Origin of the sequence: Pseudomonas fluorescens, assembly GCF_001648775.1 — a bacterium.
GTDB lineage: Bacteria > Pseudomonadota > Gammaproteobacteria > Pseudomonadales > Pseudomonadaceae > Aquipseudomonas > Aquipseudomonas fluorescens_M.
The window spans coordinates 121537-148106 of the sequence record NZ_LVEJ01000001.1 but is presented as its reverse complement, the minus strand read 5'-3'; the positions used below and the strand labels follow the sequence as shown (position 1 = coordinate 148106).

Annotated in this window: 23 protein-coding genes; 18 read left to right on the top strand and 5 right to left on the bottom strand. The window is 59.6% G+C overall.

Annotated features, from left to right (window positions below; translation table 11 throughout):
* The first annotated feature begins 263 nt into the window (after positions 1-263).
* On the top strand, positions 264-1565 hold the full coding sequence (gene argA / locus A8O26_RS00705) for an amino-acid N-acetyltransferase (protein WP_064116338.1): 1302 nt from the start codon (positions 264-266) through the stop codon (positions 1563-1565).
* 112 nt (positions 1566-1677) lie between these two features.
* Here argA and tauA read toward each other — a convergent pair whose 3' ends face one another.
* Positions 1678-2667 (bottom strand): taurine ABC transporter substrate-binding protein, encoded by a 990-nt coding sequence (gene tauA, locus A8O26_RS00700; protein WP_064116649.1) that lies wholly within the window; start codon positions 2665-2667, stop codon positions 1678-1680.
* A gap of 364 nt (positions 2668-3031) precedes the next feature.
* Between tauA and A8O26_RS00695 the strand changes: the two genes are divergently transcribed.
* From A8O26_RS00695 to A8O26_RS00660, 8 genes are all read left to right on the top strand, one after another.
* Positions 3032-4417, top strand: coding sequence for an OprD family porin (locus A8O26_RS00695; protein WP_064116337.1), 1386 nt, complete (start codon positions 3032-3034; stop codon positions 4415-4417).
* A gap of 295 nt (positions 4418-4712) precedes the next feature.
* Positions 4713-5351: a peroxiredoxin gene (locus tag A8O26_RS00690; RefSeq protein ID WP_064116336.1), complete on the top strand. Its 639-nt coding sequence runs from the start codon at positions 4713-4715 to the stop codon at positions 5349-5351.
* A 323-nt stretch (positions 5352-5674) separates the two neighbouring features.
* Positions 5675-6268: an NADPH-dependent FMN reductase gene (gene ssuE, locus A8O26_RS00685; RefSeq protein ID WP_008085340.1), complete on the top strand. Its 594-nt coding sequence runs from the start codon at positions 5675-5677 to the stop codon at positions 6266-6268.
* Positions 6269-6357: 89 nt separating this feature from the next.
* Entirely contained in the window at positions 6358-7323 is a 966-nt protein-coding gene (locus A8O26_RS00680) for a sulfonate ABC transporter substrate-binding protein (RefSeq protein WP_064116335.1), read from the top strand.
* Between the two features lie 25 nt (positions 7324-7348).
* A complete protein-coding gene (gene ssuD / locus A8O26_RS00675; protein WP_018928626.1) occupies positions 7349-8497 on the top strand; it encodes an FMNH2-dependent alkanesulfonate monooxygenase in 1149 nt (382 codons plus the stop codon).
* Between the two features lie 8 nt (positions 8498-8505).
* Positions 8506-9288 (top strand): aliphatic sulfonate ABC transporter permease SsuC, encoded by a 783-nt coding sequence (ssuC, locus tag A8O26_RS00670; RefSeq protein ID WP_003229260.1) that lies wholly within the window; start codon positions 8506-8508, stop codon positions 9286-9288.
* Positions 9285-10091, top strand: a complete 807-nt coding sequence (gene ssuB, locus A8O26_RS00665; RefSeq protein WP_064116334.1) for an aliphatic sulfonates ABC transporter ATP-binding protein — start codon at positions 9285-9287, stop codon at positions 10089-10091. The genes ssuC and ssuB overlap by 4 nt, the downstream gene beginning before the upstream one ends.
* A gap of 32 nt (positions 10092-10123) precedes the next feature.
* Positions 10124-10339: a TOBE domain-containing protein gene (locus A8O26_RS00660; RefSeq protein ID WP_003229256.1), complete on the top strand. Its 216-nt coding sequence runs from the start codon at positions 10124-10126 to the stop codon at positions 10337-10339.
* Positions 10340-10517: 178 nt separating this feature from the next.
* Here the strand turns inward: A8O26_RS00660 and A8O26_RS00655 are convergent, their stop codons facing one another.
* Both A8O26_RS00655 and A8O26_RS00650 read right to left on the bottom strand, forming a co-directional pair.
* Positions 10518-11156 carry a TetR/AcrR family transcriptional regulator gene (locus A8O26_RS00655; RefSeq protein WP_064116333.1) on the bottom strand — a complete coding sequence of 213 codons (639 nt, stop codon included), beginning with the start codon at positions 11154-11156 and terminating at the stop codon, positions 10518-10520.
* A 276-nt stretch (positions 11157-11432) separates the two neighbouring features.
* Positions 11433-12809, bottom strand: a complete 1377-nt coding sequence (locus A8O26_RS00650) for a glutamine synthetase family protein (protein WP_007913842.1) — start codon at positions 12807-12809, stop codon at positions 11433-11435.
* 278 nt (positions 12810-13087) lie between these two features.
* Between A8O26_RS00650 and A8O26_RS29705 the strand changes: the two genes are divergently transcribed.
* The 8 genes from A8O26_RS29705 to A8O26_RS00615 all read left to right on the top strand — a co-directional run bounded on the left by A8O26_RS29705 (position 13088) and on the right by A8O26_RS00615 (position 21903).
* Positions 13088-13444, top strand: a complete 357-nt coding sequence (locus A8O26_RS29705) for a gamma-glutamyl-gamma-aminobutyrate hydrolase family protein (RefSeq protein ID WP_155740628.1) — start codon at positions 13088-13090, stop codon at positions 13442-13444.
* Positions 13445-13540: 96 nt separating this feature from the next.
* On the top strand, positions 13541-14899 hold the full coding sequence (locus A8O26_RS00645; protein WP_064116332.1) for a glutamine synthetase family protein: 1359 nt from the start codon (positions 13541-13543) through the stop codon (positions 14897-14899).
* Positions 14900-14955: 56 nt separating this feature from the next.
* The gene (locus tag A8O26_RS00640; protein ID WP_064116331.1) at positions 14956-16320 is read left to right on the top strand and encodes an aspartate aminotransferase family protein; all 1365 of its coding nucleotides are present in this window, start codon (positions 14956-14958) and stop codon (positions 16318-16320) included.
* A 171-nt stretch (positions 16321-16491) separates the two neighbouring features.
* Positions 16492-17604, top strand: coding sequence for a polyamine ABC transporter substrate-binding protein (locus A8O26_RS00635; RefSeq protein WP_064116330.1), 1113 nt, complete (start codon positions 16492-16494; stop codon positions 17602-17604).
* Between the two features lie 188 nt (positions 17605-17792).
* Complete coding sequence (locus A8O26_RS00630) at positions 17793-18890, top strand: polyamine ABC transporter substrate-binding protein (protein WP_064116329.1); 1098 nt, start codon at positions 17793-17795, stop codon at positions 18888-18890.
* A 66-nt stretch (positions 18891-18956) separates the two neighbouring features.
* Complete coding sequence (locus A8O26_RS00625) at positions 18957-20099, top strand: ABC transporter ATP-binding protein (RefSeq protein WP_034151965.1); 1143 nt, start codon at positions 18957-18959, stop codon at positions 20097-20099.
* Positions 20100-20134: 35 nt separating this feature from the next.
* Positions 20135-21016, top strand: a complete 882-nt coding sequence (locus A8O26_RS00620) for an ABC transporter permease subunit (RefSeq protein ID WP_172828108.1) — start codon at positions 20135-20137, stop codon at positions 21014-21016.
* Complete coding sequence (locus tag A8O26_RS00615) at positions 21013-21903, top strand: ABC transporter permease subunit (RefSeq protein ID WP_064116327.1); 891 nt, start codon at positions 21013-21015, stop codon at positions 21901-21903. The genes A8O26_RS00620 and A8O26_RS00615 overlap by 4 nt, the downstream gene beginning before the upstream one ends.
* Before the next feature lie 148 nt (positions 21904-22051).
* On the opposite strand, the gene A8O26_RS00610 is transcribed toward A8O26_RS00615, so the two are convergent.
* The gene (locus A8O26_RS00610; RefSeq protein WP_064116326.1) at positions 22052-22690 is read right to left on the bottom strand and encodes an HD domain-containing protein; all 639 of its coding nucleotides are present in this window, start codon (positions 22688-22690) and stop codon (positions 22052-22054) included.
* A gap of 205 nt (positions 22691-22895) precedes the next feature.
* On the opposite strand from A8O26_RS00610, the gene A8O26_RS00605 reads away from it, so the two are divergent.
* Complete coding sequence (locus A8O26_RS00605; RefSeq protein WP_064116325.1) at positions 22896-23861, top strand: GlxA family transcriptional regulator; 966 nt, start codon at positions 22896-22898, stop codon at positions 23859-23861.
* A 195-nt stretch (positions 23862-24056) separates the two neighbouring features.
* Here the strand turns inward: A8O26_RS00605 and A8O26_RS00600 are convergent, their stop codons facing one another.
* Positions 24057-26468, bottom strand: coding sequence for a penicillin acylase family protein (locus A8O26_RS00600; RefSeq protein ID WP_064116324.1), 2412 nt, complete (start codon positions 26466-26468; stop codon positions 24057-24059).
* Between the last annotated feature and the right edge of the window lie 102 nt (positions 26469-26570).

Genomic DNA, 26570 nt, shown 5'->3' with positions numbered 1-26570 from the left:
ATGTCCATGTGGGAGCGAGCTTGCTCGCGAAGGCGTCGGGTCAGTCGACATTGATGTATCTGCTACACCGCTTTCGCGAGCAAGCTCGCTCCCACAGGGATTGTGTTTTGCCTGATCAAACGCTGTAAATTGCCAGCATTCCAACCCGTATTCATGAGGAGAGCGCGCGTGTCGCCAAGCCTGTTCCGACGATAACCATCAGCCCGCTGTGCGTTTTCCGTTTCGCCCCTTTTTAGGCTGCTATTTATTACAGGCCCAGGTTCATGCCCGAATACGTTAACTGGCTTCGTCACGCGTCCCCTTACATCAATGCCCACCGCGACTGCACCTTCGTCGTCATGCTGCCCGGCGACGGCGTGGAGCATCCGAATTTCGGCAACATCGTTCACGACATCGTTCTGCTGCACAGCCTTGGCGTGCGTCTGGTGCTGGTGCACGGTTCGCGTCCACAGATCGAAACCCGTCTCGCCGCCCGCGGCCTGACCCCGCATTACCACCACGGCATGCGCATTACTGATGCGGCAACGCTGGAGTGTGTGATCGATGCGGTGGGGCAGTTGCGCATCGCTATCGAAGCGCGGCTGTCGATGGACATGGCTTCGTCGCCGATGCAGGGCTCACGTCTGCGCGTGGCCAGCGGCAACCTCGTTACGGCGCGGCCGATTGGCGTGCTTGAAGGTGTCGATTATCACCACACCGGCGAAGTGCGCCGGGTTGACCGCAAGGGTATCAACCGTCTGCTCGACGAGCGTTCAATCGTGCTGCTGTCGCCGCTGGGCTACTCGCCAACCGGTGAAATCTTCAACCTCGCCTGCGAAGACGTCGCCACCCGCGCCGCCATCGACCTGGGCGCAGACAAGCTGTTGCTGTTCGGCGCCGACCTCGGCCTGATCGACGAAAACGGCAAACTGGTGCGCGAACTGCGTCCACAGCAAGTGCCAGCGCATTTGCAGCGTCTGGGCAGCAGCAACTATCAGGCTGAACTGCTCGATGCCGCCGCCGAAGCCTGCCGTGGCGGCGTGGCGCGCAGCCATATCGTCAGTTACGCCGAGGATGGCGCACTGCTGACCGAACTGTTCACCCGTGACGGTGGCGGTACGCTGGTGGCGCAAGAGCAATTTGAACTGGTGCGCGAGGCGGCGATTGAAGACGTCGGCGGCTTGCTCGACTTGATCAGTCCGCTGGAAGAGCAGGGGATTCTGGTGCGTCGTTCGCGCGAGGTGCTGGAGCGCGAGATCGAGCAGTTCAGCGTGGTCGAGCGTGAAGGCATGATCATCGCCTGCGCGGCGCTGTATCAGATTGCCGATTCCGATGCCGGTGAACTGGCGTGCCTGGCGGTGAATCCGGAGTACCGCCATGGCGGTCGCGGTGATGAACTGCTGGAGCGCATCGAAACCCGAGCACGGGCGCAGGGTTTGAAGACCTTGTTCGTTCTCACCACGCGTACCGCGCACTGGTTCCGCGAGCGCGGTTTCGAACCGAGCAGTGTTGAACGTCTGCCAGCGGCGCGGGCGTCGCTGTACAACTTTCAGCGCAACTCGAAGATCTTCGAAAAAACCCTGTAACCGAGTTGCTCCATTCGCGAGCAGGTCGAATCGTCGCACCGTCGCTCCCACATTTGGAACGCGACTTCCTGTGGGAGCGACGGTGCGACGATTCGACCTGCTCGCGAAGCTTTTATTGCGCCACGAACTTGGCGCTCACATACGGTGAATAGTCCGGCAGCACCGTTTCAACTTTCCCTTGTTCCTTCAAAAACTTCGCCGTCTCACCAATCGCCTTCGCCGTGCCGCCGTCCAGCAGCGCCGTGGTTTGCTGCGCCTTGGCATCCGGGAACGTCGAACCTGCGAGCAATTCCGGCACATCGGCGGCGTTGGCACCGGTTAATTTGGCGATTTTTTGCACAGGTTCGGACTCAGCCGTCCAGCTGTCTTTATGGCTGGCGTAATCGGCAAACGCGTCTAGAGTGACCTTGGCAAATTTGGCCACGACCTCAGGATGTTTCTCGGCAAAGTCTTTACGGGCGACCCACACCTCAAAGGTTGGCGCACCCCATTGGCCCACTTGCGCGGCATCGGTCAGGGTCTTGCCGGTCTTGCGGATTTCCCCCAGCGCCGGCGACCAGACAAACGCGCCATCAATATCACCGCGCTTCCACGCAGCGGCGATCTCTGCCGGTTGCAGGTTCACTACTTTGACTTTCGAGGTGTCCAGGCCCCAGTGCTTGAGCGCGCCGAGCAGGCTGTAGTGGGAGGTGGAAACGAAGGGTGTGGCGATGGTTTTGCCGACCAGATCCTGCGGTGTATTGATGCCGCTGCCGTTGCGCACCACCAGGGCTTCGGCGGCATTGATCTGCGCCGAAACGATGAACGCGACGATGGGCAGATTGCGCGAAGCGGCAGCGGCCAGCGGGCTGGAGCCGAGATTGCCGATCTGCACGTCTCCGGAAGCAATGGCTGTCACAACTTCCGGGCCGCTGTTGAAGCGGCGCCAGTCGATTTTCTCGCCGAGGGTTTTCTCGTAGACGCCGTCGGCCTGGGGGACTTTGCTTGGGTCGATACCGGTTTGATAGCCAACAGTGAGGTTGGCGGCGTGAGCGGAAAAACAAATCAGTGCTGACACACAAACTGTAACAAATTGACTAGATAGTGCGCGTTTGGCCATCATGGCGTCGCCTTTTCGATAGGGTTTGACGAATTGCGGTTGCGCCAAAGCTAATCGATATAAAAAAAGGCTAACAAATACCATTTAGGAATGAGCTTAGTCGCCGATACGCTGTTTCCCGGCGGAGGTGGCGAGATACTGGCCATATTCCGAAATGATATGAAAAAGAATGAATAAATTCTTTTTGGGTTTATCAGGAAATCTTTACTCTGCACGGACCAAATCACTGCGATTAGACCTTGGTCGTAGACATGAAAGGTTACGATTGACTTGTCAGTCACGGTCTGGCGCTAATCGCGCATCTTAGGACCCGGGGCATCAGACCCAGGGCCAGGAACACAAGAATTAGAAACGAGAGGAGCTTTACATGAACAAGTCCACCTTGGCCCTGGCTGTGGCCGTAGGGGTTATGGCGCAGCAGGCAGGCGCCGCCGGTTTCATCGAAGACAGCAAAGCTACTTTGGGGCTGCGTAACTTCTACATCAACACAGATAACCGTGACGGCGATACCAAAGCCGCCGGCGCTCAGAACAAGCAGGAAGAGTGGGGTCAAGCCTTCGATCTGCGTTTCATCTCCGGTTACACCCAAGGCACTGTAGGCTTCGGTATCGACGCCATCGGCCTGCTGGGCGTGCGTCTGGATTCGGGCGGCGGCACCAACGGTGCTTCGGCAGCGACCCGTACTAACGCCGGCTCTTACGGCGGCACCGTGTTCCCGAGTGAGCACAACGGTGAAGCGGTCGACAATTTCTCCAGCCTGGGTCTGACTGCCAAAGCCAAGATCTCCCAGACTGAACTGAAGTTGGGCACTCTGCAGCCTAAAAACCCGGTTATCGTGACCAACGACGGTCGCTTGCTGCCGCAAACCTGGCAGGGTGGCCAGATTACTTCCGGCGACATCAAAGACCTGACGCTGGTTGGCGGTCAGATCGAAGCCGTTAAAGGTCGTAACTCGAGCAACAACGAACAGCTGTCGATCAACGGCGCCAACAGCCGTACCGCCGCTGGCCGTGACAGCAATAAGTTCATCTATGCCGGTGGTGACTACAAAATCACCAAAGACCTGACGGCTCAGTACTACTACGGCAACCTGGAAGATTTCTACAAGCAGCACTTCCTGGGTCTGGTCCACAACTGGGCAATCGGCCCGGGCGTATTGAAGTCGGATTTCCGTTACTTCAACAGCCGTGACGACGGCAAAAACGGCCACGATGCCAACTACTTCACCACGGGTGACTACGGCACTGGCATCACCAAAGGTAAAGTCGACAACAACCTGTACAGCGGCTTGTTCCTTTACACCGTTGCAGGTCATACCTTCGGTGGTGGTTACCAGGTCAGCAATGGCAACAGCGACTTCCCGTGGCTGAACCAGGGTGACGGTTCGTCGAACTACACCATCACTGACATGCAAATCCAGAAGTTCGGCCGTGCTGGCGAGCGTACCTGGCAGGCGCGCTACTCGTATGACTTCGCTAAAGTGGGAATCCCGGGTCTGACCGCCGGTATGGTTTATCTGCGTGGCGATAACATCGACACTTCCGGCAGAGTCGGCGAGCGTCAGGTTACTGTCAACGCCACCGGCCGTTCCGAGTGGGAACGCGACCTGACCATCGGTTACGTCGTACCAGAAGGCCCACTGAAAAACCTGGGCCTGATGTGGAAAAACGCTACCTGGCGCAACGACATCCCAGGTCAGCGTGACCAGGATGAAAACCGCCTGATCGTCAGCTACTCGATCCCGCTGCTGTAATAGCGCGCTCCTGCACCTGATGTAAAAAAGCCCCGTCCGGCATCGCGCCGGACGGGGCTTTTGCGTTTTCGAGTCAGGCCCACCCCCGTAAGCCTTCCCCGAAATTCCCCTCTTTACAGCAACTCAAGGCCTTCTCGAACCTTGCGACCGATGTTCGTCGGGATGCCGTCGAGCGTCCAGTGAACAGATGTTTAATATTCACTTATGATCTAGATATCTAGTTATTTATTCTTTTTCACGATGGCAAATCCCGAGCTACAGTTGAGGTCTCCAACAACTCATCAGGAGCAGCATCATGAGCCTCAGACTCGGCGACATCGCCCCCGATTTCGAACAGGATTCCAGCGCCGGCAAGATTCGTTTCCACGAATGGCTGGGCGATAGCTGGGGCGTGCTGTTCTCCCACCCGGCGGACTTCACCCCGGTGTGCACCACTGAGCTGGGTTTCACCGCCAAGCTCAAGGATGAGTTCAGCAAACGCGGCGTCAAAGCCATCGCGCTGTCGGTCGACCCGGTGGATTCGCACCACAAGTGGATCGAAGACATCAACGAGACTCAGAACACCATCGTCAACTTCCCGATCCTTGCCGATGCCGATCGCAAAGTTTCGGATCTGTATGACCTGATCCACCCGAACGCCAACGACACGCTGACCGTGCGTTCGCTGTTCGTGATCGACCCGAACAAGAAGATTCGTCTGACCATCACCTATCCGGCGAGCACCGGGCGCAACTTCCACGAGATTTTGCGGGTGATCGATTCGCTGCAGCTCACCGACAACTACAAGGTGGCCACGCCGGCCAACTGGCAGGACGGTGATGAGGTGGTGATTGTGCCGTCGCTCAAGGACGAGGAAGAGATCAAGCAGCGCTTTCCGAAGGGTTATCGGGCTGTTAAGCCGTATCTGCGCCTGACGCCACAGCCGAACAAATGAAATTTGCGGTGTAGCCACCACCGCTTTCGTCGGAACGCCGCCCGGAGCCGGCTCGCTCCCACAGGTGATCGCATTCCAAATGTGGGAGCGAGCCTGCTCGCGAAGGCGTTAGTCCAGTCACCACGGAACCACAAAGCAGGGGATTTCAGGCCGTTTCGACGGCCTTTTTTTTCGCCCGCAGTTTGCTGAAATGCATATCTCCAAAATGCATAACCAAATGAATAAATATGATTTATGGATATATAAATCAGCTGGTAAGGTCACTCTCATCGAAGCGAGATCGCAACCCGCGAATCGCCTGTAACGCTTAAGGAATCATCTGGATGCTGGTCGTCTCACTCGGTGGCAGTCCCAGCCTGCGCTCCCGTTCCGGGGTGCTGCTGGAGCGCTCGCAACGCTGGTTGCAACAGCAGGGTGTGGAAGTGGTGAGTTATCAGATTCGGGATTTCCCCGCCGAAGATCTGCTCCACGCGCGCTTCGACAGCCCGAAAGTGCTCGACCTGCTGCAACAGATTGAAAACGCCGACGGTCTGCTGATCGCCACACCGGTTTACAAAGCGTCGTTCTCCGGCGCGCTGAAAACCCTGCTGGATCTGCTGCCCGAGCGCGCCTTGAACCACAAGATTGTCTTGCCGATGGCTACCGGCGGCAGCATCGCCCACATGCTGGTGGTCGATTACGCCCTCAAGCCTGTGCTGTCGGCACTGAAAGCCCAGGAAATGCTCCAGGGGATTTTCGCCGAGGACAGCCAGATCGCTTACGGCGAAGGCAGTGCCGCCGCGCAACTGGCCCCGGCGCTGGAGCAGCGACTGCATGAAGCGCTGGATCAGTTTGTCGGTGCCATGGCGCGCCGGCCCAAGCCGCTGGAACCGGGCCTGTTGAACGAACGTTTGTTGAGTGCTCGCTGGAGCATTTAAGCCTCATCGAAATTTGAAGTACTCGCCTTACTCGCCCGCTAACGGGCAAGCAGGTGCAGCCAAAACCCAACAGCAAAAAGGAGAGCGCTATGCGCACTGTATTTTTGCGTCGTGGTCTGGTCGCTCTGTTTGCTGCGGCTGTCACCTTCGGCGCCATCACTCAAGCTCAAGCCGAGACATTGCGGATCGGTTATCAGAAGTACGGCACGCTGGTGCTGCTCAAAGCCAAGGGCACTCTGGAAAAACGTCTGGCCGCTCAAGGCGTCGACGTGCAATGGACTGAATTCCCCGGTGGCCCGCAGTTGCTGGAAGGCTTGAACGTCGGCTCGATCGACTTCGGTGTCACCGGCGAAACCCCGCCGGTGTTCGCTCAGGCTGCTGGCGCTGATTTGCTCTACGTTGCCTACGAACCGCCAGCGCCGGACAGCGAAGCGATCCTCGTGCCGAAAGACTCGCCGATCAAATCGGTGGCCGATCTCAAGGGCAAGAAAGTCGCCCTGAACAAAGGCTCCAACGTTCACTACCTGCTGGTGCGTGCGCTGGAAGATGCCGGCCTCAAATACACCGACATTCAAACCGTATTCCTGCCGCCCGCCGATGCCCGCGCTGCGTTCGAACGTGGCAGCGTCGACGCCTGGGTCATCTGGGATCCGTACCAGGCTGCCGCCGAGAAACAACTGCAAGCGCACACCCTGCGCGACGGCAAAGGCATCGTCGACAACCACCAGTTCTATCTCGCCACCAAGCCTTACGCACAGAAAAATCCCGAGGTGATCAAGACCCTCGTGGAAGAAGTGCGCGCGGTCGGCGAGTGGTCGAAAGCCAATCCTGAAGACGTGACCCAACAAGTCGCACCACTGCTCGGCTTGCCAGCGGACATCACCCTGACCTCGGTGAAACGCCAGGGTTACGGCGCGCTGTTCCTGACCCCGGAAGTGGTCGCCGCACAGCAGAAAATCGCTGACACGTTCTTCCAGCTCAAGCTGATTCCGAAACCGCTGAGCATCAAGGATGTGATCTGGACACCACCGGCCGCTGTGGCTAAAGCGCCGTAATTCGAATCCCCAAGGAGACCACTCCATGAGCCTCAATATCTTCTGGTTCCTGCCAACCCACGGCGACGGCCATTACCTTGGCACCGCCGAAGGCGCTCGCGCCGTCGACCACGGTTATCTGCAACAGGTCGCGCAAGCGGCGGATCGTCTGGGCTTCGGCGGTGTGCTGATTCCCACCGGCCGTTCCTGCGAAGACTCGTGGCTGGTGGCAGCGTCGCTGATCCCGGTGACCCAGCGTCTGAAGTTCCTCGTTGCTCTGCGCCCCGGGATCATTTCCCCGACGGTCGCGGCGCGGCAGGCAGCCACACTGGATCGGTTGTCCGGCGGTCGTGCGCTGTTCAATCTGGTGACCGGTGGCGACCCGGAAGAATTGGCCGGCGACGGTCTGTTCCTTAGCCACGAAGAACGCTATCAAGCCTCGGTGGAATTCACTCGTATCTGGCGTCGTGTGCTGGAAGGCGAAACCGTCGATTACGACGGCCAGCACATCAGTGTAAAAGGCGCCAAGCTGCTCTATCCGCCGATCCAGCAACCACGTCCGCCGCTGTACTTCGGTGGCTCGTCGGAAGCGGCGCAGGACTTGGCCGCCGAACAAGTGGAAATGGTCCTGACCTGGGGCGAGCCGCCAGCAGCCGTCGCCGAGAAGATCGCCCAAGTGCGCGCCAAAGCCGCCAAGCTCGGTCGCACCGTACGCTTCGGCATTCGTCTGCATGTGATCGTCCGCGAAACCAATGCTGAAGCCTGGCAAGCGGCGGATCGGCTGATCTCGCACCTGGACGACGACACCATCGCTCGCGCCCAAGCCTCGCTGGCGCGTTTCGATTCGGTCGGCCAGCAACGCATGGCCGCGCTGCACGGTGGCAGCCGCGACAACCTCGAAGTCAGCCCGAACCTCTGGGCCGGTGTCGGTCTGGTGCGCGGCGGTGCCGGTACGGCGCTGGTCGGCGATGGCCCGACCGTGGCTGCGCGCGTGAAGGAATACGCCGATCTGGGCATCGACACCTTTATCTTCTCCGGTTATCCACACCTCGAAGAGTCGTATCGCGTCGCTGAACTGCTGTTCCCGCACCTCGACATCGAGCGTCCGGAACTGCCGAAAAGCGCCGGTTATGTCAGCCCGTTCGGCGAGATGGTCGCCAACGACATTCTTCCCAAAGCCGCGTCGCAGAGCTGAGGCGCGCCATGAAGAAAATCATCCACAGCCTCGCGCCCTGGGCGTTGCCGGTGTTGTTGCTGGCGGTGTGGCAGTTGTCGGTATCGGCGGGTTGGTTGTCGACACGGATTCTGCCGGCACCGGTGGCGGTGATAGAGGCCGGCGTGAGCCTGGTGCGCAGCGGCGAAATCTGGACGCACCTGGCGATCAGCGGCTGGCGCGCGGCACTCGGTTTCACCATCGGCGGCAGCATCGGTCTGGTCTTGGGTTTCATCACCGGTCTGTCGAAATGGGGCGAACGCTTGCTCGACAGCTCGGTGCAGATGATCCGCAACGTGCCGCACCTGGCGCTGATTCCGCTGGTGATCCTGTGGTTCGGCATCGATGAGTCGGCGAAGATTTTTCTGGTGGCGCTGGGCACGTTGTTCCCGATCTACCTCAACACTTATCACGGCATCCGCAACGTCGACCCGGCGCTGGTGGAGATGGCGCGCAGTTATGGCCTGAGCGGTTTCAGCTTGTTCTGGCAGGTGATTCTGCCGGGCGCGCTGCCTTCGATTCTGGTCGGCGTGCGCTTCGCCCTGGGCTTTATGTGGCTGACGTTGATCGTCGCTGAAACCATTTCCGCCAGCTCCGGCATCGGCTACTTGGCGATGAACGCTCGCGAGTTTTTGCAGACCGACGTGGTGGTGCTGGCGATCCTGCTTTACGCAGTGCTCGGCAAACTCGCCGACCTCGCCGCCCGTGGACTTGAACGTGTGTGGTTGCGCTGGCATCCGGCTTATCAGGTTGCCAAAGGAGGTGCGGCATGACCGCTCAACAACCTCCACGCCTGCTGCGCGGGATTCCGCTGGCGGTGCGCAACCTGCAGAAAACCTTTGGTGCGCGGCAGGTGCTGCGTGACATCGATCTGCACATTCCGGCAGGGCAATTTGTCGCCGTGGTCGGGCGCAGCGGCTGTGGCAAAAGTACCTTGCTGCGCTTGCTCGCCGGCCTTGATCAACCGACTGGCGGCGACTTGCTGGCTGGTTCTGCGCCGCTCAGCGATGCGCGTGAAGACACCCGATTGATGTTCCAGGAAGCGCGTCTGCTGCCATGGAAAAAGATCATCGACAACGTTGGCCTCGGTCTCAAGGGCAACTGGCGTCAGCAAGCACTGGACGCGCTGGAAGCGGTTGGTCTGGCGGATCGCGCCAATGAATGGCCGGCGGCTTTGTCTGGCGGACAAAAGCAGCGCGTCGCACTGGCGCGGGCGTTGATTCATCAACCACGTCTGCTGTTGCTCGACGAACCGCTCGGCGCACTGGACGCGCTGACGCGCATTGAAATGCAGCAACTGATCGAGCATCTCTGGCAGCAACACGGCTTCACCGTGCTGCTGGTGACCCACGATGTCAGCGAAGCGGTGGCGATTGCCGACCGGGTGATTCTGATCGAGGACGGCGAAGTCGGCCTCGACCTGCACGTCGAACTGCCGCGCCCACGGGTGCGCGGTTCGCATCGCCTGGCGGCGCTGGAAACCGAAGTGCTTAACCGAGTTTTGTCCCTGCCCGGCGAACCGCCGGCGCCGGAACCTGTTTCACCACTGCCTACGCAATTGCGTTGGGCGCAATAACTCAAGTTTTATCAACGACAGGAATCAATGCCATGACTATTAAAGCCATCAACGTGCGCAACCAGTTCAAAGGCTCGATCAAGGAAATCGTCCTCGGCGACGTGCTGTCGGAAATCGACGTGCAAACCGCTTCGGGCATCGTCACTTCGGTGATCACCACCCGCTCGGTCAAGGAGCTGGAACTGGTGGTGGGCAGTGAAGTGATCGCCTTTGTGAAATCCACCGAGGTGTCGATCGCCAAGTTGTAAGCCGGTGAGTAAAAAACAACCCCGGAGGGCGTGAGCCCTTCGGGGTTTTTTGTCCCTGGCCTGAAAACCGCGGTGCGGCCTTCGCGAGCAAGCTCGCTCCCACAGGTTCAGTGTTGTCCACAGATGTTGTGTTCACTACAAGTCACTGTGGGAGCGAGCTTGCTCGCGAAAGGGCCAGTCAGAGCACTAGAGATCTTTTGGGTAGATACGGCGGCAGATACAGCCCGATGTAAGCATCAAACACGCGCATCCCTTCCTCGGCCATGCGCGGCGTGATCTGCCCGTGCTGCTGCACCGAGCGCGCATACACCCGGTCACCCAACTCCATCGCCAGGGCAAATACATCGACATCTTCCGGCAGCCTCGGCAATTCGAAGTGATGATCGAACAGCTTGTGCATCAGGTCGCCCAGTTCAATGTCGTGCTGGCGGTCAGCCTGGGTGACTTCGGTCAAACCATGCTGGGCGAGAATCAACTGGCGCGCCGCCGCGTCTTGGTCGTAGATCTCCAGCATCCGTTGCTCGACCAGCCGCGACAGGTCACGCCAGTCACGCAAGGCTTCATGATCGATAGGCGCTTGCAGGCAGGCACGAAACGCCGCGTGGACATCCGCCGTCAGTGCTTCGAGCAAGGCCGGCACGCTGGCGAAAAAGTGATACACGGAGGAGGGCGGAATCTGCGCGCGCTCGGCGACGCTGTAGATCGACAGACTGGCCACGCCCTCGGCAGCCAGCAGCGTGCGCGCGGCGTCGAGTATCGAATCGATGCGCGCCTGACTGCGGGCACGGGGTTTGCGGACGGGGGCGGGTCGCGTCATGGAAGTCTCCTGCGGGGCAGCGGGCATTGTACGAGCCGGCTTGTGCGTTGTCTTGTCTGCCGCTTTCGTCGGAACGCCGCCCGGAGCAGGCTCGCTCCCACAGGGGATCTCCTGTGTACGCACAAATCATGTTGAATGGAGATCCCTGTGGGAGCGAGCTTGCTCGCGAACCGCCGCAGGCGGCCATTTACCCCAACCCCAGGAATTTGTGTTCGGCCATAAAAAACGCCGTGGGCTATGACAGCCAACGGCGTTTTTATCTGGTTCGCAATCCGCTTAAACGGTATGCAGATACCAGTTGTACTCAAGGTCGGAGATGGAGTGTTCGAACTCCTCCAGCTCGCTTTCCTTGCAGGCGACGAAGATATCGATGTATTTCGGATCGATGTACTTGGCCATCACCTCGCTGTCGTCCAGCTCACGCAGGGCATCGCGCAAGTTGTTCGGCAGGCTTTGCTCGTTCTGCTCGTAGCTGTTGCCTTCGACAGGCGCGCCCGGTTCGATCTTGTTGGTCAGACCGTGGTGCACGCCGGCCAGAACCGAAGCCATCAGCAGGTACGGGTTGGCGTCGGCACCGGCCACGCGGTGTTCGATACGCACGGCATCGGACGAGCCGGTCGGTACGCGAATCGCCACGGTGCGGTTGTCCAGGCCCCAGCACGGCGAGTTCGGCACGTAGAACTGTGCGCCGAAACGACGGTAGGAGTTGACGTTCGGGCAGAGGAAAGCCATCTGCGCGGGCAGGGTCTCGAGCACACCGCCGATCGCGTGACGCAGCGCGGCGTTCTGCTCGGGATCCTCGCTGGCAAAAATGTTTTTGCCTTCTTTATCCAGAATCGAAATGTGTACGTGCAGACCATTACCTGCCTGGCCCGGGTACGGCTTGGCCATGAAGGTGGTGTCCATTTCATGGTCGTAGGCGATGTTCTTGATCAGACGCTTGAGCAGTACCGCGTAATCGCATGCCTTGATCGGGTCGGCGACGTGGTGCAGGTTCACTTCGAACTGCGCCGGGGCACTTTCCTTGACGATGGCGTCGGCCGGGATGCCTTGCTCTTTGGCACCTTCCAGAATGTCCTGGAGGCAGTCGACGTATTCGTCGAGGTCGTCGATCAGGTAGACCTGCGTCGAGTGCGGACGTTTACCGGAGATCGGCGAGCGTGGCGGCTGTGGACGGCCGTTCACGTTTTCCTGGTCGATCAGGTAGAACTCGAGTTCGAAGGCGGCGCAGATGGTCAGGCCCAGCTCGTCAAACTTTGCAACAACTTGACGGAGCACTTCGCGCGGATCGGCGAAGAATGGGTCGCCTTCGAGTTCGTGCATGGTCATCAACAGTTGCGCGGTCGGGCGCTTCTGCCATGGCTCGTTGCACAGGGTATCGGGGATTGGATAGCAGATACGATCGGCGTCGCCGATGTCCAGGCCCAGGCCGGTGCTTTCCACCGTGGAGCCGTTGATATCCAGAGCAAATAGAGAGGCCGGCAGGTTGATGCCTTTCTCGTAAACCTTGTGGAGGCTGGTGCGTTCAATGCGCTTGCCGCGCACCACACCATTCATATCCGCAATCAGAAGGTCAACGTACAGAACCTCAGGATGTTCCTTAAGGAACGCGTTCGCTTCGTTAAGCTGAACGGCACGCGGGGGTACCGACATGATGCAACACCTTTGTTGTTAAAAATATCAATCATTGATCTTTTCTGGTTTCAGTCAACCCGAACGGCCTGCCGAAGTCAAGCGAGGCCTTTTTTGCCCTAAAAAAGCGCTGTGAGGGCATTTATGGGGCACTTTGGGGCGATTTTTGGCCCTTGAGACGCTTGGCACCCGCGGGCTTGAGCAGGCCGTGTTGTATTTTTTACGGGGGTGTTGTGTAAAAAAATGAACAAGGCTAAGCTCCGATCAAACCCATAACAGCAATAATACCGGGGTGCTTCATGTCTCGCCTGCCGTTAATCGGCATCACCGACTGCTCGCAACAGTCCGGTCTGCATGCTCATCACATCAGTGGCGACAAATCCGTCCGTAGCGCAGCCAGCAAGGCTCGCCGCTTGCCGACGATGTTCCCGTCCATGACCGTTCAAGCGTCAGCGTCCGATATTCTGGACGTACGGGAAAGCATCCTGTTTATGGCGTCCCCCTCCAATATAGATCGCTTTCACTCCCAAAGCCTGTGCCGCTTCTCAAGCCGTGCTCATGATTCTGCACGCGTTGCCTGTGCACAGGAAATGCAACGCCAGCGTAAAGGGCAGGTAAGCTCCTCTTTCATTGTCTATGCGCGGTGCCCGGCGTAAGCCCGCACTGCGCACAAGCAAGCCCCCTTTAACGCGACGCTCAAAGCGTCAAACTTTGCCTGACATCATGTCAGGAGACTCAGCCCAGAGGCATTTATGAGCACCAACCTCGACCAGCTCACCGATTGGTTGAAAGACCACAAGATCACAGAAGTCGAATGCATGATCGCCGACTTGACCGGGATCACCCGTGGCAAGATCTCGCCGACCAACAAGTTCATCGCCGAGAAAGGCATGCGCCTGCCAGAAAGCGTGCTGTTGCAGACAGTGACCGGCGACTACGTCGAAGACGACATCTATTACGAACTGCTCGACCCGGCCGACATCGACATGATCTGCCGCCCCGACCAGAACGCCGTGTACATGGTGCCGTGGGCCATCGAGCCGACTGCGCAAGTGATCCACGACACCTACGACAAGCAAGGCAACCCGATCGAGCTGTCGCCGCGCAACGTCCTCAAGAAAGTCCTCAAACTCTATGCCGACAAAGGCTGGCAGCCAATCGTGGCGCCGGAAATGGAGTTTTACCTGACCAAGCGCAGCGACGACCCTGACTATCCTTTGCAGCCGCCAATCGGTCGCTCGGGCCGTCCGGAAATCGGTCGTCAGTCGTTCTCCATTGAAGCGGCGAACGAATTCGATCCGCTGTTCGAAGATGTCTACGACTGGTGCGAATTGCAGGAGCTGGACCTCGACACGCTGATCCACGAGGACGGCACGGCGCAGATGGAAATCAACTTCCGTCATGGCGACGCACTGTCGCTGGCCGACCAGATTCTGGTGTTCAAACGCACCATGCGTGAAGCCGCGCTCAAGCACGACGTGGCCGCCACCTTCATGGCCAAGCCAATGACGGGCGAGCCGGGCAGTGCGATGCACTTGCACCAGAGCATCATCGACATCGAAACCGGCAAGAACGTCTTCTCCAATGATGACGGGACCATGAGCCAGCTGTTCCTGCACCACATCGGTGGTTTGCAGAAGCTGATTCCTGAGCTGTTGCCGCTGTTCGCGCCGAACGTCAACTCGTTCCGCCGCTTCCTGCCGGACACCTCGGCACCGGTCAACGTCGAGTGGGGCGAAGAGAATCGCACCGTGGGCCTGCGTGTACCGGATGCCGGTCCGCAGAACCGCCGCGTGGAAAACCGTCTGCCGGGCGCCGACGCCAACCCGTACCTGGCGATTGCCGCGAGCCTGCTCTGCGGCTACATCGGCATGGTCGAAGGCCTCAACCCGAGCGCGCCAGTGGTCGGTCGTGGTTACGAGCGCCGCAACCTGCGCCTGCCGCTGACCATCGAAGACGCGCTGGAGCGCATGGAAAACAGCTCGACCGTCGAGAAATACCTGGGCAAAACTTTCATCACTGGCTACGTCGCGGTCAAGCGGGCCGAGCATGAAAACTTCAAGCGCGTGATCAGTTCCTGGGAGCGTGAGTACCTGCTCTTCGCCGTCTGATACGCCGGGCGCGGTCTTCACCGGCCGCGCCTTCACCGATAACAAGGAGAATTGGCATGACCAGCAACAACCCGCAAACCCGCGAGTGGCAAGCACTCAGCAATGATCACCACCTGGCGCCGTTCAGCGACTTCAAGCAACTGAAAGAGAAGGGCCCGCGGATCATCACCAACGCCAAGGGCGTTTACCTGTGGGACAGCGAAGGCAACAAGATCCTCGACGGCATGGCCGGCCTGTGGTGCGTGGCCATCGGTTACGGTCGCGACGAGCTGGCCGATGCGGCCGCCAAACAGATGCGCGAACTGCCGTACTACAACCTGTTCTTCCAGACCGCACACCCGCCGGCACTGGAACTGGCCAAGTCGATCGCCGACGTCGCGCCGGAAGGCATGAACCACGTGTTCTTCACCGGTTCCGGCTCCGAAGGCAACGACACCATGCTGCGTATGGTTCGCCACTACTGGGCGATCAAAGGCCAGCCGAACAAGAAAGTCATCATCAGCCGCAAGAACGGTTATCACGGTTCGACCGTGGCCGGCGCGAGCCTCGGTGGCATGACGTATATGCACGAACAAGGCGACTTGCCGATCCCGGGCATCGTCCACATCGCGCAGCCGTACTGGTTCGCTGAAGGGGGCGACATGTCCCCGGAAGAGTTCGGCATCTGGGCGGCCAATCAGCTGGAAGAGAAGATTCTCGAAGTCGGCGTCGACAACGTCGGTGCCTTTATTGCCGAGCCGATCCAGGGCGCCGGCGGCGTGATCATTCCGCCCGACAGCTACTGGCCGCGCATCAAGGAAATCCTCGCCAAGTACGACATCCTCTTCGTCGCCGACGAAGTGATCTGCGGTTTCGGCCGTACCGGTGAGTGGTTCGGTAGCGATTTCTACGACCTCAAACCCGACATGATGACCATCGCCAAAGGCCTGACCTCCGGCTACATCCCGATGGGTGGCCTGATCGTCCGCGACTCCGTTGTTGCGGTGCTCAACGAGGGTGGCGACTTCAACCACGGCTTCACCTACTCCGGTCACCCGGTGGCGGCAGCGGTGGGTCTGGAAAACATCCGCATCCTGCGCGATGAAAAAATTATCGAGAATGCGCACAACGAAACGGCACCGTATTTGCAGAAACGTCTGCGGGAACTGAACGATCACCCGTTGGTGGGTGAAGTTCGCGGGGTTGGTCTGTTGGGGGCGATCGAGCTGGTGCAGGACAAGGCCACGCGCAAGCGTTACGAAGGCAAGGGCGTCGGCATGATCTGCCGCCAGTTCTGCTTCGACAACGGCCTGATCATGCGCGCTGTGGGCGACACCATGATCATCGCGCCGCCGCTGGTGATCAGCAAAGCGGAGATCGATGAGCTGGTTACAAAGGCACGCAAGTGTCTGGACCTGACCCTCAGTGCGTTGCAAGGCTAAGTGCTAGGCTCTGAGCGGGGGAGCTGCGGCGCACTCGCTCAAAGCTGTCAGAAAGGCTGGTCTTTTCTTGAAAGACCGCCTCGGATCTTGCCAGACTAGCCGCGGTTCCAGTTGTCCGGGTTCGGCCGCTGAACAAAGTGGTTCAAAAAAGAAAAATTTGGAGCATTACGCATGAAGGCATTAGGCAAAAAGCTCGCTGGCAAGACTCTGCTCGCCATGTCCCTGATGGGAATCATGGCGGCTGCGGCTCAGGCGGACGACAAGGTGTTGCACGTCTATAACTGGTCCGACTACATCGCCCCGGACACCATCAAGAAGTTTGAAGACGAGTCGGGCATCAAAGTCGTCTATGACGTCTTCGACAGCAACGAAACCCTCGAAGCCAAACTGCTCGCAGGCAAGTCCGGCTACGACATCGTCGTGCCGTCGAACAATTTCCTCGCCAAGCAGATCAAGGCCGGTGTCTACCAGAAGCTGGACAAGTCCAAGCTGCCTAACTGGAAGAACCTCAACACTGATTTGCTCAAAGCCGTGTCGGTCAGCGACCCGGGCAACGAGCACGCTTTCCCGTACATGTGGGGCTCGATCGGCATCGGCTTCAACGCCGAGAAGGTCAAGGCTGCACTGGGCGCCGACGCGCCTGTCGATTCGTGGGATCTGATCTTCAAGCCGGAAAACGCGGCCAAGCTGAAATCCTGCGGCATCAGCCTGCTCGACTCGCCAACCGAGATGATTCCGGTGGCGCTGCACTACCTGGGCCTGCCAACCGACAGCCAGAAGAAAGAAGACATCGACAAGGCTGAAGCGCTGATCATGAAGGTCCGTCCTTCGATCGCCTACTTCCACTCGTCCAAGTACATCTCCGACCTGGCCAACGGCAACATCTGCGTAGCGATCGGTTACTCGGGTGACATCTACCAGGCCAAGTCCCGCGCGGCTGAAGCCGGTGACAAGGTGAAAGTCAGCTACAACATTCCGAAAGAAGGTGCCGGCAGCTTCTACGACATGGTCGCCATCCCTAAAGATGCCGAAAACGTCGAAGGCGCCTACAAGTTCATGACCTTCCTGCAGAAGCCGGAAATCATGGCGGAAATCACCAACGCCGTACGTTTCCCGAACGGTAACGCCGCTGCCACCCCACTGGTTGATAAAGACATCACCAGCGATCCGGGCGTTTACCCACCGGCTGACGTGCTGGCCAAGCTGTACGCGATTGCCGACTTGCCGGCCGCGACCCAGCGCATCCTGACCCGCAGCTGGACCAAGATCAAATCGGGTAAATAAGCCGGTTTGAAGCAACAACCGCTGGCCGTCATCCCCCGCGAGGGCGGCCAGCGGATTAATTAAATGACAGAAAGTTTTGCTGGAACGGTTTTTCGAGGGTAAGTTGCGCGCCGGTTTTGTTGCCGGGCAGCCATGGCTGTCATGCAGCGCGGGGCAACTTGGGCCCAACTAATTTAGAGGACCTCCACTTGCCTATTTTTTCTTCTTTGCGCAAAGCCCTGCTGGCCACTGCCGGCCTGACGATTGCTGTCGGAGCCCAGGCCGCCGGTACGGTGCATATTTATAACTGGTCCGATTACATCGGCGAGACCACCCTGGCCGACTTCCAGAAAGCCACCGGGATCAAGCCGGTCTACGACGTGTTCGACTCCAACGAAACCCTGGAAGGCAAGCTCCTGGCCGGGCGTACCGGTTACGACGTAGTCGTGCCGTCGAACCACTTCCTCGGCAAGCAAATCAAGGCGGGCGCGTTCCAGAAGCTCGACCGCTCGCAACTGCCGAATTATTCCAACCTCGACCCGGCGCTGCTCAAGCGTCTGGAGCAGAACGATCCGGGCAACCTGTACGCCGTGCCGTACCTGTGGGGCACCAACGGCATTGGATACAACGTCGATAAAGTGAAGGCAGTGCTCGGCGTCGACAAGATCGATTCGTGGGGCGTGCTGTTCGAGCCGGAGAACATCAAGAAGCTGCAAAGCTGCGGCGTAGCGTTCCTCGATTCGGCGGATGAAATGATGCCGACCGTGCTCAACTACATGGGCCTGAACGCCAACAGCACCAATCCCAAGGATTACGAAAAAGCCACCGCCAAGCTGCTCGCGGTGCGTCCTTACGTGACCTACTTCCATTCCTCGAAATACATCGGCGACCTGGCCAACGGCGACATCTGCGTGGCCATCGGTTTCTCCGGCGACATTTTCCAGGCCAAGCACCGCGCCGAAGAAGCCAAGAAGGGCGTGAACATCGCCTACTCGGTACCGAAAGAGGGCGGTGCGCTGTGGTTCGACATGCTGGCGATTCCGAAGGATTCGTCGAACGTGAAGGAGGCTCATGCCTTCATCAACTATCTGCTGAAACCTGAGGTGATCGCTCAGGTCAGTGATTACGTCGGTTACGCCAATCCCAACCCGGGGTCGGACAAGTTGATGGAGCAATCCATCCGGACCGATGCGTCGGTGTATCCACCGCAGGCCGTTATCGACAAGGCCTACGTGTCGACCGAGTTGCCACCGAACATTCAGCGCCTGATGACCCGCAGCTGGACCAAGGTCAAGTCGGGGATGTAAGGCACACACTATCCTGGGTTCGCCTTGCGGGGCGAACTGCATTGTTTTTTTCTGGGAGTTTCGTAAATGGCAGTTGCCTCCGGCGCCTATAAGAAAGCCCTCGAGGGCGACCAGACACCGAAACAGGTGTTGGTCAAAATCGACCGGGTCACGAAGAAGTTCGACGAGACGATTGCCGTGGACGATGTGTCCCTGGAAATCAAAAAGGGCGAGATCTTCGCCCTGCTCGGCGGCTCGGGATCGGGCAAATCCACTCTGCTGCGGATGCTGGCAGGGTTCGAACGGCCCACGGAGGGGCGCATTTTTCTCGACGGCGTCGACATCACCGACATGCCGCCGTACGAACGTCCGATCAACATGATGTTCCAGTCGTACGCCTTGTTCCCGCACATGACCGTGGCGCAGAACATCGCCTTCGGCCTGCAACAGGACAAGATTCCCAAGGCTGAGGTCGACGCCCGTGTGGCCGAGATGCTCAAACTGGTGCAGATGAGCCAGTACGCCAAGCGCAAGCCGCATCAACTGTCCGGCGGTCAGCGTCAGCGTGTGGCACTGGCGCGTTCGCTGGCCAAGCGGCCGAAGCTGTTGTTGCTCGACGAACCGATGGGCGCACTGGACAAGAAACTGCGTTCGCAGATGCAGCTTGAGTTGGTGGAAATCATCGAGCGCGTCGGCGTGACCTGCGTCATGGTGACCCACGACCAGGAAGAGGCCATGACCATGGCCGAGCGCATCGCAATCATGCACCTGGGCTGGATCGCCCAGATCGGCAGCCCGATCGACATTTACGAAACCCCGACCAGCCGTCTGGTCTGCGAATTCATCGGCAACGTCAACATCTTCGAAGGTGAAGTGATCGACGACGCCGAAGGCCACGCGACCATCACCTGCAAGGATCTCGATCGGCAGATCTACGTCGGCCACGGCATCAGCACCTCGGTGCAAGACAAGTCCGTGACCTACGCGATCCGTCCGGAGAAGCTGCTGGTCACCGCCGACCAACCGACTTGCGAATACAACTGGTCGAGCGGCAAGGTGCACGACATCGCCTACCTTGGCGGGCACTCGGTGTTCTACGTTGAATTGCCGAGCGGCAAACTGGTGCAGTCCTTCGTCGCCAACGCCGAACGCCGTGGCGCACGTCCGACCTGGGGCGATCAGGTTTACGTGTGGTGGGAAGACGACAGCGGCGTGGTACTTCGCTCATGAACATGCGCAAATTCAAACGCCGCATCAACCGAATAATCCCCAATGGCCGGCAGTTGGTCATCGGGGTCCCGTTCATCTGGCTGTTTCTGTTTTTCATGTTGCCGTTCTTCATCGTCCTGAAGATCAGTTTCGCTGAAGCCGACGTGGCGATCCCGCCGTACACCGAGATCTACACGTACGCCGAGCAGAAGCTGCAACTGCTGCTGAACCTGGGCAACTACGCGATGCTGGCGGGCGACGAGTTGTACATCGCCGCTTACCTCGGCTCGTTGAAAATGGCGTTTTTCAGCACGCTGTTGTGCCTGTTGATCGGCTACCCGATGGCCTACGCCATCGCCACCGCGCGTAAAGAGATGCAAACGGTGCTGGTGCTGCTGATCATGATGCCGACCTGGACCGCGATCCTGATCCGCGTTTATGCGTGGATGGGCATTCTCAGCAACAACGGTCTGCTCAACGGTTTCCTGATGAGCATGGGTTTCATCGACGAGCCGCTGCAGATCCTCAACACCAACCTCGCGGTGTACATCGGCGTCGTTTATTCGTACCTGCCGTTCATGATCCTGCCGCTGTATGCCAACCTGGTGAAGCACGATCAAAGCTTGCTGGAAGCCGCTTCCGACCTCGGTTCGAGCACCTTCAACAGCTTCTGGAAAATCACCATTCCGCTGTCCAAGAACGGCATTATTGCCGGCTGCATGCTGGTGTTCATTCCAGTCGTGGGCGAGTTCGTGATCCCGGAACTGCTCGGCGGTCCGGAAACCCTGATGATCGGTAAAGTGCTCTGGCAAGAGTTCTTCAACAACCGTGACTGGCCGGTGGCGTCCGCGCTGGCGGTGGTGATGCTGGCGATCCTGATTGTGCCGATCATCCTGTTCAACCGCAGTCAGGCCAAGGAAATGGAGGGTAAAGAATGAAGCGCTTCCGTTTCTCCAGCCTGATGCTGGTCATCGGGTTGTTGTTCATCTACCTGCCGATGCTGATCCTGGTGATCTACTCGTTCAACGCCTCGAAACTGGTGACGGTGTGGGGCGGCTGGTCGATCAAGTGGTACGTCGGCCTGCTCGACAACACGCAACTGATGGGCTCGGTGCTGCGTTCGCTGGAAATCGCCTGTTACACCGCCGTTGCGGCGGTGGCGCTGGGTACGCTGGCAGCGTTTGTGTTGACCCGTATCACCCGCTTCAAGGGCCGCACGCTGTTCGGCGGTCTGGTCACCGCGCCGTTGGTGATGCCGGAAGTGATCACCGGTCTGTCGCTGTTGCTGCTGTTCGTGGCCATGGCGCAGATGATCGGCTGGCCGCAGGAACGCGGCATCGTCACCATCTGGATCGCCCACACCACATTCTGTGCGGCGTACGTGGCGGTGGTGGTGTCGGCGCGTCTGCGTGAGCTTGACCTGTCGATCGAAGAAGCGGCGATGGATCTGGGTGCACGGCCGTGGAAGGTGTTCTTCCTGATCACCATCCCGATGATCGCGCCATCGCTGGCGGCGGGCGGCATGATGTCGTTCGCCCTGTCACTGGATGACCTGGTACTGGCGAGCTTCGTTTCCGGGCCGGGTTCGACGACCCTGCCGATGGAAGTGTTCTCGGCGGTGCGTCTGGGTGTGAAGCCTGAAATCAACGCCGTGGCCAGCCTGATTCTGCTGGCGGTGTCGATCGTGACCTTCATGGTCTGGTTCTTCAGCCGCCGCGCCGAAGAAGCGCGCAAGAAGGCCATTCAGCAAGCCATCGAAGAAAGCGCAGCCGATTCGTGGAAACAGCCGGACGTGCGTCGCGCACCGGCGCCGGAAGCGGCGTAAGCCAATGGGGTTGATCACAAATCTGTGATCAACCCAAATCCATGTGGGAGCGAGCTTGCTCGCGAAGAGGGCGTGTCAGTCGACTGAAATGTCGGCTGATCCACCGCATTCGCGAGCAAGCTCGCTCCCACAGGTTTGTTGGTGGTATTCAAGTCCAGGGAGAGTTGCGGATGACCTCAACGAAGTTCATCGGTTTGAACCCCGGTTCCTGATCCACCAGCACATCGGTCTTCACATTGCCGAACGTGGTCTGCGGACGATGACGCAAACCATCGGCAAACGCGCAGATGATGCATTCCTTGAAACCTTCCCCACGCGGGTGCGCATGCACCACCGCTTCACGCTGCACGCTGCTGAACGCGGCGTAATCCATGCCCAGCACATCCATCTCCACGCCTGCGGTGACCAGCGCCACGGTTGGCCGTAGATGTTTTGGTACGCCCGGCGTGGTGTGCAGCGCAATCGATAGCCACACCTGTTCGATATCGTCATCGCTCAACCCGTACGGTTTGAGAAACGCTGCCGCTGCATTGGCACCGTCGACTTCAAAACGCTCGTCATCACTGCGATGACCTTCGACCAGACCCAAGTCATGGAACATCGCGCCGACGTACAACAACTCCGGATTGTAGGCCAGTTGCTGACGTTCACCGCTCAGCGCGCCGAACAGAAAGACCCGGCGCGAGTGGTGGTAGAGCAGATCGGACTCGATGTCGCGGATGTATTCGGTGGTGGCGCGGGCGAGGGCGCTGTCGGGGATTTTGATGCCGGCGATGGTGGTGCTCATAACGGTTTCCTCGTCGAAAACGCCGTCGTGGCGCTGATGGGGAAAGTCTGTGCCCGGCGCTGCAAGCGGACAATCGACGCATGGCTGCGATCCTTGCCAATCGACCTGCAAATCGTGCCAACTGCCCCTCACAGGTTGGAATGCCATCCATTGTGGCGAGGGAGCAAGCTCCCTCGCCACAGGGATATAGGGGACTTCAAAACATATGAATAGATCAGTCGCCATCGTGGTGTTCGCCGGCGTGCAGTCGCTGGACGTCACCGGCCCCATGGACGTGTTCGCCGAGGCCAACCGGTTTCTCGCGCCCAAGGATCACTATCGGCTGGAGGTGATCGGTGTCGAGCATGAGGCGATGGCCTGTTCCAATGGGTTGGTGCTCAATGCCCATCGGCATTTCAGCGCAGCACTCGATGCCTACGACCTGCTGCTGGTCGCCGGTGGCCCGCAATTGCCGTTCATGGCTTTTGGCGCGACGTTCGATGGTTGGCTGCGTGAGGCCTGCGCACGCGCGCAGCGTTTCGGCTCGATCTGCAACGGCGCGTTCATGCTGGCGCGCGCCGGTTTGCTGGAAGGGCGCACCGTCACCACGCACTGGAACGATGCCGAGGCATTGGCGCAGTTGTGTCCGTCAACGCGGGTCGAGGCGGATCGCCTGTATGTTGAGGACGGCACGCTCTACACCTCGGCCGGGGTTACGGCGGGGATTGATCTGTCGCTGTACCTGCTGGCGCGTGATCACGGTGCCGAAGTGGCGTTGAGCGTGGCCAAGCGATTGGTGGTGTTTACGCAGCGTTCCGGTGGGCAGTCGCAGTTCAGTCCGTTCCTCACGCCCCATGCGGAGCCGACATCGGCAGTAGCGATGGTGCAGTTGTATGTATTGGCCAATCTCACGGGCGATCTGACGATTGCCGATCTGGCCAATGCAGCGAACATGAGTGCGCGTAACTTTTCCAGAGTGTTCGCCCGGGAAGCGAAAGTCACCCCGGCGGAGTTCGTCGAGCGGGCGCGGGTGGATGCGGCGCGGGTGATGCTGGAAAGCACGGCGGTGCCGTTGAAGACTGTGGCGTATCAGTGCGGGTTTCGCGATGCGCAGCATATGCGCGGGGTGTTTAACCGGCGGTTGGGGGTTACGCCGCAGCAGTTTCGGCTGAATTTTGCGGCGATGGTTTGACCCTCACCCCAGCCCTCCCGAAACGTCGGACCGCCCATAGGGAGAGGGGGCCGATTCGGGGATATTGGGGAGATACGCCGACGTGATGTTGCTGTACCGAATCCATAATCGACTCGATCTCTCAGGTCGGTGCATAGCGAAAGACACCTCGGTCAGTCCCCTCTCCCTCTGGGAGAGGGCTAGGGTGAGGGGCTTTTAAGGCGCTGCCCGCGCCGGCAACAACTTCAACGTACTGCGCGTATTCGCCGTCACCTCTTCTTCGTTGAAATGCGCCTGCACATACATGCCGTCGACATACGCCTCAGCCTGATCGTCATAGTGACTGTCGAACGGCACACCGCTCTGCCCGACCGGGTTGATCGTCAATCCATGCGCCGGATCGGCAAAATCCACCAGCCGCCGCGTCGACGGTCCGTAAGTCACCGGCCACGGTGCCGGGCCGATCCGTGCGGAAAGGTTGTTCGGCACTTCATGACTGCCCGGCGCCGCAAACGGGCCGACGTTGAAAATCCGATCCAGCGGCTTCTGCTGTCCCAGCGGATGGCCGTGAGTCAGCGTATGCGCCACGCCCCATTTCCACTCGGCAGAGTTATCGCCCAGGGTCAGCTTCAAGTGCTGCATGCTCGCCTGCCACGCTGTGCGCACGACATCGGCACGGGTCTCCTTGTTCGGCGTGCTGCGGTTATCCCACCACGGTGAATCGGCATTCGCCGTCAGCTTCGGCAGCGCCGCATCGATCACCCGCGTCGACAGCAGCGTGTCGAAAAAGTCATTGCCCAACTCATCACGCATCGCCGCATCGGCCAGGTCGTAGAGGAATTGGTTGAACACCGTCGCATTGACCGAGTCCAGCGGATAGTCGCCCGGCCACTGCGCCAGTTGCTCGACCAGTTTCAGCTGCGCCGGATCGCTGACCACCTCACGCAGCACTGGCAGCAACGGTGCGAGCAAGCGCGGGCCATAACCGGTCGCCGTGCCCAGTTGCAGTTTCTGATTGGCTTCGTTGGTCCACTTCACGTTCTTGTCGCTGAGCTGGCGATTGAGTTGCTGCCCGCGATCGGCGAGGTTGTAGTAACCGGGAATCTCCATGCCGGTCGGCGACAGCGGCTGGAAGTTGGCCGAGACGATGTAGCCGCGCGCCGGGTTCTCTTCCTGCGGGTTGGCGCTGAACGGGTAGAAGCCGTCCTTGTCGGCCTGATTGCTGCTGCCATCGAGAATGAACTCCGGCCGCACCCCGGTCGGGCGCTTGGGCAGCAATGCCGAGGCCCACCAGGCGATGTCACCCTTGGCGTTGGCGTAAACCAGATTCAGCCCCGGCGCCTGCACTTTGGCGGCGGCAGCGCGCGCCTTGGCCAGGGTGTCGGCGCGGTTGAGCTGGTAGAAACCTTCGAGGATCGGGTTCGGCGTTTCGAGAAACGCCCACCACATCGCGATCGGCGTCTTGCCGGCAGCGCTGCCGAGGGCATCGTTGACGATCGGACCGTGGGGCGATTGGCGCAGGGTGAGGGTCACCGGTGTCTGGCCTTTCACATTGATCTGCTGCTGCGTGACGACCATGTCGGTCCACTGTCCGCGATACCAGACCTGATTGGGGTTATCCGGATTGACCTTCTCGGCGATCAGGTCCAGATCGTCGTTCTGGAACATGGTCAGGCTCCAGCCGAAGTCGAGGTTGTGGCCGAGGAACGCGAACGGCACCAGCGCCTGATGGTGGCCGTAAAGTTCAAAGCCCGGCGCCGACAATTGCGCTTCGTACCACACCGACGGCACCGAGAAGCGAATGTGCGGATCACCCGCCAGCAACGGTTTACCGCTCTGGCTGCGGCTGCCGGCGATGACCCAGGCGTTGCTGCCTTCGAATTGAGGCAGGCCGTTGTCGATCAGCGCTTGTTCGCTGAGGCGGGCGAGGGCGTTGAGGTCTTTCCAGTCGCCGGCCGCGAGGGCTGGCGCTGGCTTGGCGTGACCGTTGGCCAGCACACCATTGGGCTGCCAGTCGAGGTCGAAGACTTTGAGGTAATCGGCGCCCAGTTGATCGCGCACGTAGGTCAGCAGCGGCTCGGTACGAAACGCCGCGGCAAAGCTGTAGGCCATGTAACCGGCGACGCTGATGCTGTCTTCTGCTGTGAACGGCCGCTTGGGGATGCCCAGCACGTCAAACTCGATCGGCGCGGCGTGGGTGTCCTGATATTCGTTAATGCCATCCAGATAGGCTTGCAGGCCTTTCCACGCCGGCGATTGTTTATCGAGACTGGCGACATAACTGGCGGCGCGCTCGCGGATGCGCAGGCTGCGGAACAGTTTGTCGGTGTCGAGCAGCTTCGGCCCGAGCACTTCGGCCAATTCGCCACGGGCGAGGCGGCGCATGGCTTCCATCTGGAACAGCCGATCCTGGGCATGCACGTAGCCGAGGGCGCGGTAGAGGTCGGTTTCATTCTCGGCGCGAATGTGCGGCACACCGCGTTCGTCGTAACGCACGGTCACCGAACCTTGCAGGTTGCGCAGTTCAACCTGACCCTGGCGTGTTGGCTGTTTGCTGTAGACATACCAGCCGACACCGGCAAGCAGAACAACGATGAGCAAGCCAAGTACGGTGAACACGCGCTTCATGGTGACTCCTTGTGCATGCGGGATTGCCGCCCGTCGGGCTGCAAACAATTAGCACAGACCTTCTGTGCCGTGCAGCGCTGTCCTTGAAAAGTCCGGAATGCC